Genomic DNA, 16,248 nt, shown 5'->3' on the forward strand with positions numbered 1-16,248 from the left:
GCTCCGATGGATCGACCGTCTCGGTGAGCCGGCCATCCCGAACCAGATGCCCTGGGACACTGCCTGTGACGGATTTCGCCCTCTTTCTCGACTTCGACGGCACCCTGGTGGAGATCGCTCCCCGACCCGACCAGGTGGTGGTGCCCCCGGAGCTCGCGCCCGCGCTCCTGCGCCTGCGGGACCGGCTCGGCGGGGCGCTCGCCATCGTCACCGGCCGCCCCATCGCGGTGATCGACGATTTCCTCTCGCCCGCCAGGTTCGACGTCGCCGGGCTTCACGGGGTCGAGCGGCGGGTAGACGGGGTGGTGTCGGGAGGCAGCGCCGAGGATCATCCCGCCCTGCGCGCCCGCATCGCGGGGTTGAAGGACGCCGTGCGCGACCTCGAATCCGTGCTGATCGAGGACAAGGGGGCCTCCGTCGCGGTGCATTGGCGCCTCGCCACGCCCACCGACGCCGCGAAGGCCGAGGAGGCCGTGAAGGCGGCCGCTTCCGATCTCGGCGCCGATTACCGGCTGCAGCTGGGCAAGGCGGTGGGCGAGATCGTCCCGGCCTCGGCCACCAAGGGCCATGCGATCCGCGCCCTGTCCGAGGCGCCGCCCTATGCCGGCCGCCGCGCGATGTTCCTGGGCGACGACCTCACCGACGAGAAGGCCTTCGCCGTGGTGAACGAGGAGGGCGGGGTCAGCGTCCGCATCGGCGGCAGCGACACCATCGCCACGCGGCGTCTCACCGATCCCGATGCCGTGCGCGCCCTCATCTATGCGTGGGCCGACGGCGCACCGATCGATCCCGACGCCCTGCCGCCCGCCTGAGGGCGCGACCGGCCGCGCTCCCGCATCGGGGCCGGTGCCGCAGACCTGACCGTGACGCCCCGCACCCGCATTGAGGGCGGGCAAGATATGAACCCCCGGATTCCAGCGCGAAGGACAACCGCACGCATGTTCGAGTTCCCGGTCCTCGTCGGCGATATCGGCGGCACCAATGCCCGCTTCGCACTCGTGCCGGAGGCGGGCGCCGGGGCGGAGATCGTCGGCCATGTCCCGACCAACGCCTTCCCCGACCCGAGCGCCGCGATCAGCTCCGTTCTCGAAAAGTATGACGGGCCGGCGCCGCGCTCGACGATCCTGGCGGTCGCCGCCCGGATCGATGGCCCCGCCGTCCGTCTCACCAATGCGAACTGGGTCATCGAAGGCGCGCGGATCGGCGGGGATTTCGGCCTCTCGCGGGCGGTGGTCGTCAACGATTACGTCCCCGTCGCCGCTGGCGCCGTGGATATCGCCCCCACCGACCTGACGCCGGTCGGCCCCCATCGCGATGGCGGGCTGAAGGGCGACCAGGGGACGAGGCTCGTCCTCGGCCCCGGAACCGGGTTCGGCGCAGCGGCCGTGATCGCTTACGCGGATCATCTCGCCATCGTCTCCACGGAGGCCGGCCATGTGGATTTCGGCCCCTCCGATGCGGCCGAGGAGGAGATCTGGCGGCATGTTGAGCGTATCGAGGGGCGGGTGACGGTGGAGGCGCTGCTCTCGGGACCCGGCCTCACGCGGCTCTACAAGGCGATCCATCTCGCGCGAACCGGGCGGGAGGCGGCGGATGCCGAGCCCGCCAAGGTGACCGATACGGGTATCGACGGCAGCGACCCGGTTGCGGCCGAAGCCGTCACCCTGTTCGCCAAACTGCTCGGACGGGTCTGCGGCGACCTCGCCCTGACCTTCCTCGCCACGGGCGGCGTCTATATCGGCGGCGGCATCGCCCCGCGGATCCTGCCCATCCTGAAGAAGGGCGATTTCCGGCGGTCCTTCGAGCACAAGCCGCCCTTCGTCACGCAGATGGAGGCGATCCCCACCAGCGTGATCTCGGTTCAGGACCCGGCCTTTTCGGGTCTCGCCGCCCTGGCCAACCGGCCAGGGGTGTTCGTCTATCACGGGCAGGTCTGGACGAAGGACTGAACCGGGCGGCTACTCGTCCGAGTCGTTGTCGACGTTCTGCTCGGCCTCGTCGTAGGTGTAGCCTTCGAGCCAGTCGGCGCTGTTCTGCGATCCGGCGGGGTAGGGGTTAGACCCATCCGGCTGGCCCGCGATCTTGGCGGCCTTGCCCTCTTCCATCACGGTCTTCGAGACGTAGCCCATCGGTCGATTCCTCCGCGCCGGCGCAATACCGGCCGTCACCGAGCAAGATGAGCGGGCGCCCGGAATTTCAAGGGCGCGGCGTCATCAGATGCCGTCCCCCGCCACTTCGCGGGCCACGGCCCGCCGACCGATGTCCCGGCGGCAGAAGCCCTCAGGCCAGTCGATCCGCGACACCGCCGCGTAGGCGCGGGCCTGGGCCTCCATCATGCTGTCGCCGGTGGCCGTCACCGCCAGCACGCGGCCGCCATCGGCGACGATACGGCCATTCTCCGCCCGCGTGCCGGCCTGGAACACGATGACCGCGTTGCTGGCGCCGGCTTCGGCGATCCCCCGGATCGTCGAACCGCGCATCACCGCGCCGGGGTAACCGGCCGCCGCCATCACCACGGTCAGGGCCGCACGATGGGCGTCGAATTGCAGCGCGATGCCGGTGACGTCGCCCTCGCAGGCGGCGAGCAGGGCCGGCACCAGATCGGAGGCGAGACGGGGCATCAGCACCTGCGCCTCGGGGTCTCCGAAGCGGGTGTTGTACTCGATGAGCTTCGGGCCATCGGCCGTCAGCATCAGGCCGGCATAGAGGATGCCGGTGAAGGGTGTCCCGCGCTCCCGCATCCCGGCGAGCGTCGGGGCGATGATCGTGTCCATCACCTCCCGTTCGAGGGCGGGCGTCAGGATGGTAGCCGGGGAATAGGCGCCCATGCCTCCGGTGTTGGGGCCGCGATCCCCGTCGAACACGCGCTTATGGTCCTGCGCCGTCCCGATCGGCACCGCGTTCGTGCCGTCGCAGAGGGCGAAGAAGCTCGCCTCCTCGCCGAACAGGCATTCCTCGATGACGATCTCGGCGCCCGGCTCGCCGAGCATGGAGCGGACCGCGCTCTCGGCCTGCTCCAGGGTCTCCGCCACCACGACGCCCTTGCCGGCGGCGAGCCCATCGGCCTTCACCACGATGGGTGCACCCGATTGCGCCAGATAGGCGAGGGCGGCGTCCCGCTCGGTGAAGCGGGCGAAGGCGGCGGTCGGGATGCCGCGCTCGGCACAGAGATCCTTGGTGAAGCCCTTCGAGCCTTCGAGCTGCGCCGCCGCCCTGGTCGGCCCGAAGGCGCGGATGCCCGCCGCCTGGAGATCGTCCACGAGGCCCGCCACGAGGGGCGCCTCGGGCCCGACCACCACGAGGCCGATCTCGGCGGTCTCACAGAAACGCCTCACCGCCTCATGGTCGGTGACCGCAAGATCGGGACGGTTCTCGCCGTATTCGGCCGTACCCGGATTGCCCGGGGCCGTGAACAGGCGGGAGCAGAGCGGGCTCTTGGCGATGGCGTAAGCCAGGGCATGTTCGCGTCCGCCGGAGCCGATGAGGAGGATGTTCATAAGTCACGCTTCGAAAGACGCAGAAGGCATGCCGGGATGCCGGAGCCGGCGCGAGTGGCCAGGTAGCGAACGGTCGGTCCGAAACATAGCATCCTCGAAGGCCCGCAGCGCAGGGCGGCGGGCCTTCCCGCACAGGGTTTCCCCCGAAAAGCGAGAGATGGACAGTCTTCCCGCGAGGCAGGCGCTCACGGAGCGCTCTGGCGGGCCGTTCGCATCGATGCTCTAATTACCGCTTCCGACCTCACGCAATCGATGGCCGTCGCAGGAACGATACTGGCCGTCTGCGGGTTGAACACCGTCATGCCAGGATGTCGCCACTCCACTGCTCTCCCGATCGTCCCGCAAACCGGGTCGGGCCTGCGTTTGTCGCAGTTCCTCGTGAGTGGCCGACCCTCGGTGAGACCCGTGAACGACAATCGCCCCCCGCACATCCCGGGCTTCTGGCCCTGGGCGCTCGCCATCGGCGTCGCCCCCGTCCTGTCGGGCATCCTCCTGCTGGCTCTGATGTTCTGACCGACCGCGCCGGGGTTTACCCGCGTGCCGACCCGGCCTAGCGTCCCCGCGCCATGGCCCTCGTTCCTCCCCCTGTTTCAAATCCTGCCGCCCCGACACCGGCCGTCTCCAACGCGCCGGAATGGTCGGTGGGGGACCTCGCCTCGGCCCTGAAGCGGACGCTGGAAGACGCGTTCGGCCATGTCCGGCTGCGCGGCGAGATCTCCGGCTATCGCGGCCAGCACGGTTCCGGACACGCGTATTTCTCGCTCAAAGACGGCACCGCCCGCATCGACGCTGTGGTGTGGAAGGGAACCTTCAACCGCCTGCGCCAGCGCCCCCAGGAGGGGCTGGAGGTCGTCGCCACCGGGCGCATCACCACCTTCGCCGGCAAGTCGTCCTACCAGATCGTCGTCGAGAGCCTCGAACCGGCCGGGATCGGTGCCTGGATGGCCTTGCTGGAGGAGCGCAAGCGCGTCCTCTCGGCGGAAGGCCTGTTCGCCGCGGATCGCAAGCGCGCCATTCCCTATCTCCCGCGGGTCGTGGGAGTGGTGACCTCGCCTACCGGCGCCGTCATCCGGGACATCCTTCACCGGCTGGAAGACCGTTTCCCCCGGCCGGTCCTGGTCTGGCCCGTGCGCGTCCAGGGGGAGGGGGCGGCCGAAGAGATCGCCGCCGCCATCCGCGGCTTCAACGCGCTCCCGCCGGACGGCGCGATCCCACGGCCGGACGTGCTCATCGTCGCGCGGGGCGGCGGCTCGATCGAGGATCTGTGGGCGTTCAACGAGGAGATCGTGGTCCGCGCCGCCTCGGAGAGCACCATCCCCCTGATCTCGGCGGTGGGCCACGAGACCGACACCACCCTCATCGATTTCGTCTCGGATCGCCGCGCACCGACGCCGACGGGCGCCGCCGAGATGGCCGTGCCGGTCCGCGCCGATCTCGTCGCCGAGATCCGCGACCTCGGCCACCGCCAGGGCGAAGCCGTCAGGCGCAAGCTCGACCGCGAAGGCTCCGACCTGCGCGCGCTCCTGCGTGCCATGCCGGGAGCGGATGCCTTCCTCGCGGGAAAACGCCAACGGCTCGACCTCGCCGAGGCCCGGCTCATGCCGGCGCTGGCCGGCAATGCGCGCGATCACCGGGCGCGGTTCGGCCGCCTGATCGATCGGCTCGGGCGGCACCCGCCGGGATTGCGGCTGGCCCAGGCGCGCGGCCGCCTCGCCCTCGTCGCGGACCGCCCTCGTTCCGCCTTGCAGAACTATGCGACACGTAAAAGCGAGGCGCTGGGCTATCTCGGCCGGCGCCTCGTCGTCGCCCGCGAACAGACCCTCATCCGTGCCCGCACGGAGACCGCCCGCCGCTTCGAGCGCCTGGGCGCCCTGGATGCCCGGCTCGGCCAGGCAATCCGCCGCCTGAACGAGCGGCGGAGCGACAGGCTCGGCAATTTCGCGGCACTCCTCGGCACGCTGAGCTACCGCGCCGTCCTCGCACGCGGCTTCGCCCTGGTCCGCGACGAGGACGGAGCCCCGATCCGCGCCGCCGCCTCGGTGACGCCGGGCCAGCGGCTGGGCCTCGAATTCGCGGACGGCACGCGGTTCGCCCGGTCCGAGGCCGCAGACGATACGGCGCCCGGCGGGGAGGGGCCGCCGAAGCGCAAGCGGCAGCCGCGAAAGCCGGCGGAGGCCCCGCCTCAGCAATCCCTGTTCGAACTGTGAGTCCCGTGGCCGGCGCATGGCGGGGCCGTGACTCTTGGCCCGGCGGATGCTTGCCGACCTGCGGCATCTCGCTTCGCGTCGCGAACACCGCTAAAGCGCGGCGCCGAATGTCGGCCCGCACCCTCGATCCCACCCCGTGCCAGCGGCCCCACGGCCTGCCAAGGAGAGACGATGACCACCACGATCGATAGCGGACAGAAGCTGCATCTCGTCTTCGGCGGCGAGCTCGAGAACCTCGAAGGCGTCAACTTCCGCGATGTGAAGGGGCTCGACATCGTCGGAATCTTTCCAGACTATGCCTCCGCGCAGAGCGCCTGGAAATCCAAGGCGCAGGCCACCGTCGACAGCGCTCAGACGCGCTATTTCATCGTCCACCTCCATCGCCTGTTGGAGCCGTGATCTGTGCAGGGCAGCCCTCAATGATCGGTGAAGGCATTGTGACACCGGGTCGGGGGCTGTAAGGGGTGCCGCGCCGAGGGGCCGGTATCCGGCGCGGCGCAGGAATCGAGAGATGAAGACGGCGGCATGAAGTCCTCGATCAAGATCATCGCTGGAAATTCCAGCCGTCCGCTGGCGGAGGCGATCTCCGCCTATCTCGAGCTTCCCCTGGCCAAGTGCATGGTCCGCCGCTTCGCGGACATGGAGATCTTCGTCGAACTCCAGGAGAATGTCCGCGGCGAGGACGTCTTCATCGTGCAGTCGACATCCTTCCCCGCCAACGATCACCTGATGGAACTGCTCATCATGATCGATGCTGCGCGGCGCTCCTCGGCGCGACGCATCACGGCGGTGATCCCCTATTTCGGCTATGCCCGTCAGGACCGGCGCACCTCCGGCCGCACCCCGATCTCGGCCAAGCTCGTGGCCAACCTCATCACCGAGGCCGGCGCCGACCGGGTGATGACCCTCGATCTCCATGCGGGGCAGATTCAGGGCTTCTTCGACATCCCCACCGACAACCTCTTCGCCGCGCCTGTGATCGTGCGCGACATCAAGGAACGCCTCGACCCGAAGGAATGGATGGTGGTCTCCCCCGATGTGGGCGGTGTGGTCCGCGCCCGCGCCATCGCCAAGCGCATCGACGCGACGTTGGCCATCGTCGACAAGCGCCGCGAGCGCCCGGGGGAATCGGAGGTCATGAACATCATCGGCGAGGTCGAGGGTCGGTCCTGCATCCTCGTCGACGACATCGTCGATTCCGGCGGCACCCTGGTGAACGCGGCCGAGGCCCTGCTCAACGCCGGCGCCAAGGACGTGTCGGCCTACATCACCCATGGCGTGCTCTCGGGCGGGGCGGTCTCCCGCATTGCCGCCTCGCGGATGAAGGAATTGGTGATCACCGATTCGATCCAGCCGACGCAGGCGGTCAAGCTCGCCCGCAATATCCGCGTCGCCACCATCGCTCCGCTCCTCGGCGAGGCCATCGGCCGGACCGCGACGGAATCGAGCGTCTCGAGCCTGTTCGTCTGACGGTCGACGCCGCACGGCTGCCAATCGACGGGGGAGAGCGGGCGTATCCGGCTGTCCATCGTCGACGACCGGACGTGAAGGCAATTGCGCGCCCTCCGGCAGCCGCCTATATACGCTGATCCCCTTTTGAGAGCGTGAGACGGGACTTCCGGATCGACTGATCCGGAGCCTGCGGACCGATGCCCGGCGCCGCCCGTTCCCCCGCTAACGTCGGAGCCACAGAGCATGTCCCAAGGTCCGCTGATGCCGAAGGCGACCGCCGTCTGGCTGGTCGAGAACACGTCCCTCGCCTTCGAGCAGATCGCCGATTTCTGCAAGCTGCACCCCCTCGAAGTGAAGGGCATCGCCGATGGCGAAGTCGCGGCCGGGATCAAGGGGCTCGACCCGATCACCACCGGGCAGCTCACCCGCGACGAGATCGAGAAGGCGCAGAAGGCCCCCAACTACAAGCTCAAGGTGGCCGTTTCGAAGGTGAAGCTGCCCGAGGTCAAGCGCACCACCAAGGGTCCGCGCTACACCCCGCTGTCGCGCCGTCAGGATCGGCCGAACGCCATCCTCTGGCTGCTGCGCAACCACCCCGAGCTCAAGGACGCGCAGGTCATCCGCCTCGTCGGCACCACCAAGTCGACGATCCAGCAGATCCGTGAGCGGACCCACTGGAATTCCGGCTCGCTGCAGCCGATGGACCCGGTGACCCTCGGCCTCTGCACGCAGATCGACCTCGATTTCGAAGTCCAGCGCGCCGCCAAGGACCGCCCGGCGGTCTTGCCCACCGATGCCGGCGCGACCCTGCTGCCCACCGAAGTCTCCACGGCCGGCAATTTCGAGGAAGCCGACGAGCATCACCGCAACGAGCGCGACGAGAAGCTCAACGCGGATTCGGTCTTCGCCAAGCTCAAGGGCATGCGCAGCACCGAGGACGAAGACGAGGAATAATCGTCGCGTCGAGCGTCCGCCAACCGACAGACATACTACCGGAGGCGCCGCTGTTGCGGCGCCTTTATCGTGTTGGTGCGCTGCATGATCGCCAAGCATGAGAAAATGCGCAATATTGATCGCCCTCGATTGCCGGGGACACTTTTACGGGGCGAATGATGGCCTCTCACGAGACGGCACACGACGTGGCGGAATACGAGCCGGGCGGCCACACGATCGGGTCCGACATCCTGGCCACGGGAACCGGCCCCGATACGGCGGCTCGCGACGCCGATCCGCGACTGGGGGCATCGGAACCGGTGACGCTGGCCGAATCACTGATGAATGAGGAGGGCTGGAGCCTGCTCAACTTCAGCGAGGCCGGGCCGAATCCGCCTTATCTGCGCATTGGAGGCAAGCTCCGGATGACGCTGACGGAATACGAGCCGTGTTTCTCGTCCCATATCCGCGACCGCATCCTGTTCCGATCCAAGGTCTCGATGGTGGAGCACCTCCGGAAATACGATCAGATGATGATCGATCCCCTGGCCTTCGAGGAATGTTTCGGCCCCGGTCAGGGTACCGACGCGACATTCCCCTTCGGCGCGTGGCTGACGATCCGCAAGGTCGGCTTTTCCGGCATCGAACTCTGGGACAAGGGCCGCGGCGACGTGGAGATGCCGATCGAGGCGCTCTCGGTCGCCTCCGCGATCTGGCTGCGCCACGCCGATACACCGCGCTGGATGCTTACGTGAACGCATCCTCCTACGCGGATCGCAAGCGTTCTGTTGCCGAAACGGACGCGATCGGTTATGGCAGCGCCGTCCTCCCTTCGGATTCGACTGTGCGCGGGCTTTTCGTCCCGCCATCGACCCGTTGGGGAATGGCCCTCGACCATTGTTCCAGATTGCGTCGGCCCTCCTGCGGGGGGTGAGCCTGTCGAGTCCTCCAGGGGGCGCGCGGGCGGCGATCGCCGAGGGTGCCCCGTCACACGAACCGCCGACGCCGGCCTCGATCATGAGGCCTGTCAGGAGACAGAATGACCGCTGGTAGCGCCCTGCAGCGTAACCCGAGCCGCGACGACTTCGCGGCTCTCCTCGAGGAGAGCTTCCTCGAGCACGAGATCACCGAAGGTTCCGTCGTCAAGGGTCGCGTCGTCGCGATCGAGAAGGACGTGGCCGTCATCGACATCGGCGCCAAGACGGAAGGCCGTGTCGCCCTCAAGGAATTCAACGGCCCCGGCCGCGAAGGCGAACTCGCCGTCGGCGACGAGGTCGAGGTCTATGTCGACCGCATCGAGAACGCGCTCGGCGAAGCCGTCATCTCGCGCGACAAGGCGCGCCGCGAGGAGAGCTGGGTCAAGCTCGAGAAGGCCTTCGAGGCCAACGAGCGCGTCACCGGCGCGATCTTCAACCAGGTCAAGGGCGGCTACACCGTCGATCTCGACGGCGCCGTGGCGTTCCTGCCGCGCTCGCAGGTGGACATCCGTCCCGTCCGCGACGTCACCCCGCTGCTGGGCACCCCGCAGCCGTTCCAGATCCTCAAGATGGATCGCCGCCGCGGCAACATCGTCGTGTCGCGCCGCACCGTCCTCGAAGAGAGCCGCGCCGAGCAGCGCTCCGAGCTCGTGGCCAACCTCGAAGAGGGTCAGGTCATCGACGGCGTCGTCAAGAACATCACCGAGTACGGCGCCTTCGTCGATCTCGGCGGCATCGACGGCCTGCTCCACGTCACCGACATGGCGTGGCGCCGCGTGAACCATCCGTCCGAGGTCGTGACCATCGGCCAGACGGTCAAGGTCAAGATCATCAAGATCAACCACGAGACCCACCGCATCTCGCTCGGCATCAAGCAGCTGCTCGCCGATCCGTGGGAGGGCATCGCCCAGCGCTACCCGGTCGACGCCAAGCTCAAGGGCCGTGTCACCAACATCACCGATTACGGCGCCTTCGTGGAGCTGGAGCCGGGCATCGAAGGCCTGATCCACGTCTCCGAGATGTCCTGGACGAAGAAGAACGTTCATCCGGGCAAGATCGTCTCCACCTCGCAGGAAGTGGAAGTGCAGATCCTCGAAGTCGATCCCGTCAAGCGCCGCATCTCGCTCGGCCTCAAGCAGACCCTCCAGAACCCCTGGGAGGCCTTCGCCGAGCAGCATCCGGTCGGCTCCGAGGTCGAGGGTGAGGTCAAGAACAAGACCGAGTTCGGTCTGTTCATCGGTCTCGACGGCGACGTCGACGGCATGGTCCACCTGTCGGATCTCGACTGGAACCGTCCCGGCGAGCAGGTCATCGAGGAGTTCAAGAAGGGCGACATGCTGCGCGCCCAGGTTCTCGACGTCGACGTCGAGAAGGAGCGCATCTCGCTCGGCGTGAAGCAGCTCGGCGGCGACCCCTTCACGGAGGCCGGCGAGTTCAAGAAGGGTCAGATCGTGACCTGCGAAGTGCTGGAAGTGAAGGATTCGGGCGTCGAGGTGAAGATCGTCGACACCGACCTCTCCACCTTCATCCGCCGGGCCGAGCTGGCTCGTGACCGTGGCGATCAGCGCCCCGAGCGCTTCGCCGCCGGCGAGAAGTTCGATGCTCGCGTGATCCAGTTCGATCGCAAGGCGCGTCGGGTCCAGCTCTCGATCAAGGCCCTGGAAATGGCCGAGGAGAAGGAGGCGATGGCCCAGTTCGGCTCCGCCGATTCCGGCGCCTCCCTCGGCGAGATCCTCGGTGCCGCCTTCAAGAAGGCCCGCACCAGCGACGACAAGGACGACGCGCAGGACTAAATCCGGCGCCGACATGAACGGTCGCCGACTCCCTGGAGTCGGTGGTCGCATCCTGAACGCCCGCGTGGGATCACCTCCCGCGCGGGCGTTTCTTCGTCTCGACACGCTCTCTCTCGAGCGGACTCGCCCTGACATGCCGGTTTCAAAACCCGGCATTTGAACGGATTGCGGCGAGCCACAGATTGTTGCCCTCCGAGCCATCGTTTAGGAGACGGGCACCGAGGGATCGGCTCGAACTGAAAACGCCACTGTTCGAGACATCGTCGGTACGGGACGGGATTCTGGAGCGGCAGCCTGGATGGGACATTCGGGCCGCACGACGATCAGCTGAAACAGCCCTGGCACTTCGCGGATGGCAGCCGCCGATGCCCTTCGCACCGGCTCGCCTCGTTCAGGGCTGAGTTGCCCATGCGGAATCCTCTCGGACATGGAAACATAGTCGAAGTCCCGAGGCGTCGTATCGACCTCTCATCTGTAAATGTTCCAGAGAGAAAGTCAGAACGTCCAATCGCACCACCGGACTGACAAATAATAGCTGGAAGACTACTGCCGACCCCTTTACCGACCGGGATCGGCGAGGCATCGATCCGGCAGACTGGTCAATCCAGCACACCGGGCAAGAATGCCCTCTGGGAAGAAGCGCTCCTCCGATCCTCTCGATCCGATGCCCTGGGCGGACAGCCGTCCGATGAGGGTCCTTCGGACGTGTTCCGCAGAACGAGGTATGGCGATGAGCGCCGACGACAACGATATGTGCCCGTCCAAGGGCGTTTCCTCCACGGCGCCTGCCCTGAACCGCAGGCAGATCCTCGGCACGGCCTTGACCGGGATGGCGGCCGTGGCCGTGCCCGGCACCCTGGTTCTCGCGGCCCCTCCGGCGAAGAAGGTCGATGTCCTTCTGATCGGCGGCGGCATCATGAGCGCCACTCTCGGTGTCTGGCTGCGCGAGCTCGAACCCAACTGGTCGATCCAGATGATCGAGCGGCTCGACGGCGTGGCGAAGGAGAGCTCCAACGGCTGGAACAATGCCGGCACGGGCCATTCCGCCCTCGCGGAGCTCAACTACACGCCCGAGAAGAAGGACGGCCAGATCGAGATCACCAAGGCCGTCGAGATCAACGAGGCCTTTCAGGTCACGCGCCAGTTCCTGGCGTGGCAGGTTCGCAACGGCGTCCTCAAGAACCCCCGCTCGTTCATCAACTACACCCCTCACATGAGCTTCGTGTGGGGCGACGAGAACATCGCCTTTCTCAAGAAGCGCCATGCCGCGCTCAAGGCGAGCCCGCTCTTCGCCGGCATGGACTATTCGACCGATCCCGAGCAGATCCGGAAATGGGTCCCCCTCATGATGGAGGGCCGCGATCCCAAGCAGAAGATCGCAGCCACCTGGACCTCTCTGGGCACCGACGTGGAGTTCGGCGAGATCACCCGCCAGTTCGTCGGGCATCTGCAGAGCCAGCCGAACTTCGACCTGAAGGCCTCGTCCGAGGTCCGGACCATCGACAAGAATCCCGACGGCTCCTGGCGCGTGGTCTCCCGGAACCTCAAGGACGGATCCGAGCAGAGTTTCGACGCCAAGTTCGTGTTCATCGGCGCGGGCGGCGGATCGCTGCATCTCCTGCAGAAATCCGGCATTCCGGAAGGCGAGGACTACGCCGGCTTTCCCGTCGGCGGCTCGTTCCTCGTCAACGAGAATCCCGATGTGACGACGCAGCATCTGGCGAAGGCCTACGGCAAGGCCTCGGTCGGCTCGCCGCCGATGTCCGTTCCGCATCTGGACACGCGCGTCCTCGACGGCAAGCGCGTCCTCTTGTTCGGTCCCTTCGCGACCTTCTCCACCAAGTTCCTGAAGGAGGGCTCGTATTTCGACCTCCTGTCCTCGACGACCACCAGCAACGTCTGGCCGATGGTTCGCGTGGGCGTGGATGAATATCCGCTGGTGGAATATCTGGCCGGTCAGCTGATGCTCTCGGACGATGACCGCATCGCCGCCCTGCGCGAGTATTTCCCCAAGGCGAAGAAGGAAGACTGGCGCCTGTGGCAGGCGGGCCAGCGCGTGCAGATCATCAAGCGCGACAAGGACAAGGGCGGCGTTCTGAAGCTCGGCACGGAGATCGTCAGCGCGAAGGACGGCAGCATCGCGGCCCTGCTCGGCGCCTCGCCGGGCGCGTCCACCGCGGCTCCGATCATGCTGAAGGTGCTTGAGAAGGTCTTCGCTTCCAAGGTGTCGTCCCCTGAATGGCAGGCGAAGCTCCGGCAGATCGTCCCCAGCTACGGATTGAAGCTGAACGACGATCCGGAGCGGGTCGCGCAGGCCTGGGCCTATACGAGCGAGCAATTGCAGCTTCCGGCTCCCCCGCAGATCGACCTGGAGGCGCTGAAGCAGACACCGGTCAGCAACACCGTCCTCAACAGCAACCGCACCACCACGACGAAGCCGGTCCACGACCTCGCTCCCTGAGCGAGTGAATTTGGCCGCCAAAAGCCTCCGATGTCACCGGTTCGACATCGGAGGATTCTGTTTCGGCCGAGCGATCGAACCACCCGCCGAGCCCCCATCCCCACGGCTTCGCTCCCAAGCTTCGCTTCCCGTCGACGAGTCCTCTTGCCGGTCCACCGGAGGGGGCGCTAGAACACGGCCCTGCTTTCGCGTACCCCGGACTCCATCGGTCGTCCGGCGGAAGGACGCGAGAGCTGCCAACGGCTTGGTGCAATCCGGCGGCGGGTGTGGAACACATCTCGAGGGGACGTTTGGAGGCACCTTTACCGGTACATCCTTACGTGTCGTGAGCGAACAGCCGGCCGCAGCGGTCGGACGAGTCAAGGGAGCGGGACGATCGCATGGCCGCAGACGCCGAACTTCTGATCGATCGCCGGCGCCTGCGCCGCAAGCTCTCCCTGTGGCGCGTCGTGGGGATCGGCGGGCTGATCGTCGCCGTCGGGACGTTGGGCTACCGGGTCCGGGGCAATGACGGCTTCGGTTTCCCGGCCGTGAAACCGCAGATCGCCCGCATCTCCATCGGCGGCTTCATCGCCGGCAGCGAATCGACGACGAAACTCATCGAGCGGGTCCGCGATGCCGGCGCGGTGCAGGGCGTGATCGTCTCGATCTCGTCGCCTGGCGGCACCACCACCGGCTCAGAGGAACTCTACCGCAACCTGCGCGCGCTGGCCGAGAAGAAGCCCATGGTGGCCTTCGTCGACGGCACGGCGGCATCGGGCGCCTATATCGCCGCCATCGCGGCCGATCATATCGTCGCGCGGGAAACCGCCCTCGTCGGGTCCATCGGCGTGCTGTTCCAGTATCCCGACCTGTCCGGCCTCCTCGACAAGGTCGGGGTCAAGGTCGAGTCGGTGAAGTCGTCGCCGCTGAAGGCAGAGCCGTCGGGCTTCACCCCGACCTCGCCCGAGGCCCGCGCCGCCCTGGCCTCCGTGGTCGGCGATACCTACGCCTGGTTCAAGGGCCTCGTCTCCGAGCGGCGCAAGCTCTCCGAGAAGGAACTCGCGACCGTCTCGGACGGGCGCGTGTTCAGCGGCCGCCAGAGCGTTCCGCTGAAGCTGGTGGACGGTGTCGGCGGTGAACGTCAGGCAATCGCCTGGCTCGAGACCGAGCGCAACGTCGCCAAGGGTCTGCCCGTGCGCGACTGGAAGCCGAAATCCGAGAGCGATTTCAAGCTCTGGTCGGCTCTCGGCATGGGGGCCGACTTGATGGGGCTGGGCGGCCTCGCCACGCGCCTGCGTCAGGCCGGCGACGAGACGGCAGGTCTCGCGCAAGGGGGCATGCTCGCCCTCTGGCGTCCGGGTTCCGCCGATGAGCCTTGAGGGCGACGCCGAATCACGCCTGCCCGGATCACGTCCGCAGGGGTGCCGGAACCGCATGAAGTCAGGGAAGACCGCCGCATGATCAAGTCGGAGCTCGTGCTCAGGATCGCAGAGCAGAACCCGCATCTCTACCAGCGCGACGTGGAAACCCTGGTGAAGGCGATCCTCGACACGATCGCCGAGGCGTTGGCGCGCGGTGACCGTGTCGAACTGCGCGGCTTCGGCGCCTTCTCGGTCAAGCGCCGCGATGCGCGACGGGGGCGCAACCCGCGCACCGGTGAGCCCGTTGCCGTCTCCGAGAAGGCCATCCCCGTGTTCAAGACGGGCAAGGAGATGCGCCAGCGACTCAATGAGGCCGGGATCGGCGCCGAGGAGCCCTCCGAAAGCGAGGAATCCTGAACGCCATGCACAGCCTCGTCCCATCGACCGGAGTGTCTCGATGATCCGCTTCCTCAAGGGTTTGATCCTGCTTCCCGTGGCGATCGTGGTTGTCGCCCTGGCTGTCGCCAACCGGGAGGTCGTCCGCCTGTCCTTCGATCCGTTCACGACGGACACGCCGGCCTTCAGCCTGCCGCTGCCGCTCTACGTCCTCATCTTCGCCTCCGTCGCCATCGGCATCCTCTGCGGCGGAATCGGCACGTGGCTGGGTCAGTCGAGCACACGGCGGACGAGCGCGGCCCGCCGACGCGAGATCCGGCGCCTGGAGGGCGAGACCGAGCGTCTGAAGTCGCGTGTCGCAGCGAGCGAGCCCGCTCCGGCCGAGCGTTATCCCGGCCTCGACAGCCGCGTCGCGCTCCCCGCGCCGCGTTAGAGCCGTCATGCCGTCGATCCGCGTCAAGATCTGCGGGCTGAGCGCGCCCGACACTCTCGACGCTGCGCTCTCGGCCGGGGCCGACCTCGTCGGCTTCGTGCATTTCCCCAAGAGCCCGCGCCATGTCCCGCTGGAGACGGCGCGTTTGCTGTCGGACCGGGCGAAGGGCAGGGCGGAGCGGGTCGTCCTCCTCGTCGATCCCGACGATGCCCTGATCGATGCGGCCGTTGGCACCGTCGATCCGGACTGGATCCAGCTCCACGGACACGAGACGCCCGAGCGGGTCGCGGCGATCCGCGACCGCAGCGGTCGCCCGGTCATGAAGGCGCTCGGCGTCTCGACGCCCTCGGACCTCGCCGCCATCGCCGCGTACGAGGCAGCCGACCGCATCCTCCTCGACGCCAAGCCGCCGCCGGATGCGGCACTTCCCGGCGGCAACGGCCTCGCCTTCGATTGGGATCTTCTCGCAGGAAAAACCCTGCCGGCGGGGACGATGCTCTCGGGCGGTCTCACCCCTGAGAACCTCGCCGAAGCCCTCGCCCGCACGGGCCTGCGCGGCGTCGACGTCTCCTCGGGCGTCGAGACGCGACCGGGAGAGAAGAGCACGGAACGCATCGCCGCCTTCATCGCGGCGGTTCGGGCCTACGAATAGGGTCCGATTTCACAAATCGACGCGTTCGCCGCATTGTAGACGCCCCCCACGCGGGTCTAGGCATTGGCGCAACCCAATACCGAACGCACAGGCCCGGCGGAGAC

At 67.5% G+C, this 16,248-nt stretch carries 15 protein-coding genes; 13 read left to right on the top strand and 2 right to left on the bottom strand.

The genetic code is table 11. The annotated features are described in order from the left end of the window. The first annotated feature begins 65 nt into the window (after window positions 1-65). Window positions 66-812, top strand: a complete 747-nt coding sequence (gene otsB, locus ASF34_RS17860) for a trehalose-phosphatase (RefSeq protein WP_056163084.1) — start codon at window positions 66-68, stop codon at window positions 810-812. A 126-nt stretch (window positions 813-938) separates the two neighbouring features. Beyond that, window positions 939-1,949: a glucokinase gene (locus ASF34_RS17865; RefSeq protein WP_056163086.1), complete on the top strand. Its 1,011-nt coding sequence runs from the start codon at window positions 939-941 to the stop codon at window positions 1,947-1,949. A gap of 9 nt (window positions 1,950-1,958) precedes the next feature. Here ASF34_RS17865 and ASF34_RS23175 read toward each other — a convergent pair whose 3' ends face one another. Further along, window positions 1,959-2,129, bottom strand: coding sequence for a hypothetical protein (locus ASF34_RS23175; protein WP_018043150.1), 171 nt, complete (start codon window positions 2,127-2,129; stop codon window positions 1,959-1,961). An 84-nt stretch (window positions 2,130-2,213) separates the two neighbouring features. Continuing rightward, window positions 2,214-3,497, bottom strand: coding sequence for a phosphoribosylamine--glycine ligase (gene purD, locus ASF34_RS17870; protein WP_056163089.1), 1,284 nt, complete (start codon window positions 3,495-3,497; stop codon window positions 2,214-2,216). 566 nt (window positions 3,498-4,063) lie between these two features. Here purD and xseA point away from each other — a divergent pair. From xseA to ASF34_RS17930, 11 genes are all read left to right on the top strand, one after another. Then, a complete protein-coding gene (xseA, locus tag ASF34_RS17880; RefSeq protein WP_082494223.1) occupies window positions 4,064-5,704 on the top strand; it encodes an exodeoxyribonuclease VII large subunit in 1,641 nt (546 codons plus the stop codon). 171 nt (window positions 5,705-5,875) lie between these two features. Next, window positions 5,876-6,103, top strand: a complete 228-nt coding sequence (locus ASF34_RS17885) for a DUF4170 domain-containing protein (protein WP_056163096.1) — start codon at window positions 5,876-5,878, stop codon at window positions 6,101-6,103. Between the two features lie 126 nt (window positions 6,104-6,229). After that, window positions 6,230-7,174: a ribose-phosphate pyrophosphokinase gene (locus ASF34_RS17890; RefSeq protein ID WP_018043155.1), complete on the top strand. Its 945-nt coding sequence runs from the start codon at window positions 6,230-6,232 to the stop codon at window positions 7,172-7,174. A gap of 225 nt (window positions 7,175-7,399) precedes the next feature. Continuing rightward, window positions 7,400-8,110 carry a DUF1013 domain-containing protein gene (locus ASF34_RS17895; RefSeq protein WP_018043156.1) on the top strand — a complete coding sequence of 237 codons (711 nt, stop codon included), beginning with the start codon at window positions 7,400-7,402 and terminating at the stop codon, window positions 8,108-8,110. A gap of 155 nt (window positions 8,111-8,265) precedes the next feature. Next, on the top strand, window positions 8,266-8,844 hold the full coding sequence (locus ASF34_RS17900) for a hypothetical protein (protein ID WP_018043157.1): 579 nt from the start codon (window positions 8,266-8,268) through the stop codon (window positions 8,842-8,844). A gap of 284 nt (window positions 8,845-9,128) precedes the next feature. After that, entirely contained in the window at window positions 9,129-10,859 is a 1,731-nt protein-coding gene (rpsA, locus tag ASF34_RS17905) for a 30S ribosomal protein S1 (RefSeq protein WP_018043158.1), read from the top strand. A 730-nt stretch (window positions 10,860-11,589) separates the two neighbouring features. Then, window positions 11,590-13,320 carry a malate dehydrogenase (quinone) gene (gene mqo / locus ASF34_RS17910; RefSeq protein WP_244479041.1) on the top strand — a complete coding sequence of 577 codons (1,731 nt, stop codon included), beginning with the start codon at window positions 11,590-11,592 and terminating at the stop codon, window positions 13,318-13,320. A gap of 380 nt (window positions 13,321-13,700) precedes the next feature. Then, window positions 13,701-14,681 (top strand): signal peptide peptidase SppA, encoded by a 981-nt coding sequence (sppA, locus tag ASF34_RS17915; RefSeq protein ID WP_056163100.1) that lies wholly within the window; start codon window positions 13,701-13,703, stop codon window positions 14,679-14,681. A gap of 78 nt (window positions 14,682-14,759) precedes the next feature. Next, entirely contained in the window at window positions 14,760-15,080 is a 321-nt protein-coding gene (gene ihfB / locus ASF34_RS17920; RefSeq protein WP_018043161.1) for an integration host factor subunit beta, read from the top strand. 40 nt (window positions 15,081-15,120) lie between these two features. After that, the gene (locus ASF34_RS17925) at window positions 15,121-15,492 is read left to right on the top strand and encodes a lipopolysaccharide assembly protein LapA domain-containing protein (protein ID WP_018043162.1); all 372 of its coding nucleotides are present in this window, start codon (window positions 15,121-15,123) and stop codon (window positions 15,490-15,492) included. 7 nt (window positions 15,493-15,499) lie between these two features. After that, on the top strand, window positions 15,500-16,144 hold the full coding sequence (locus ASF34_RS17930; protein ID WP_056163103.1) for a phosphoribosylanthranilate isomerase: 645 nt from the start codon (window positions 15,500-15,502) through the stop codon (window positions 16,142-16,144). The last annotated feature ends 104 nt before the right edge of the window (window positions 16,145-16,248 follow it).

Origin of the sequence: Methylobacterium sp. Leaf106 (genome assembly GCF_001422895.1) — a bacterium.
GTDB classification, from domain to species: Bacteria; Pseudomonadota; Alphaproteobacteria; order Rhizobiales; family Beijerinckiaceae; genus Methylobacterium; species Methylobacterium bullatum.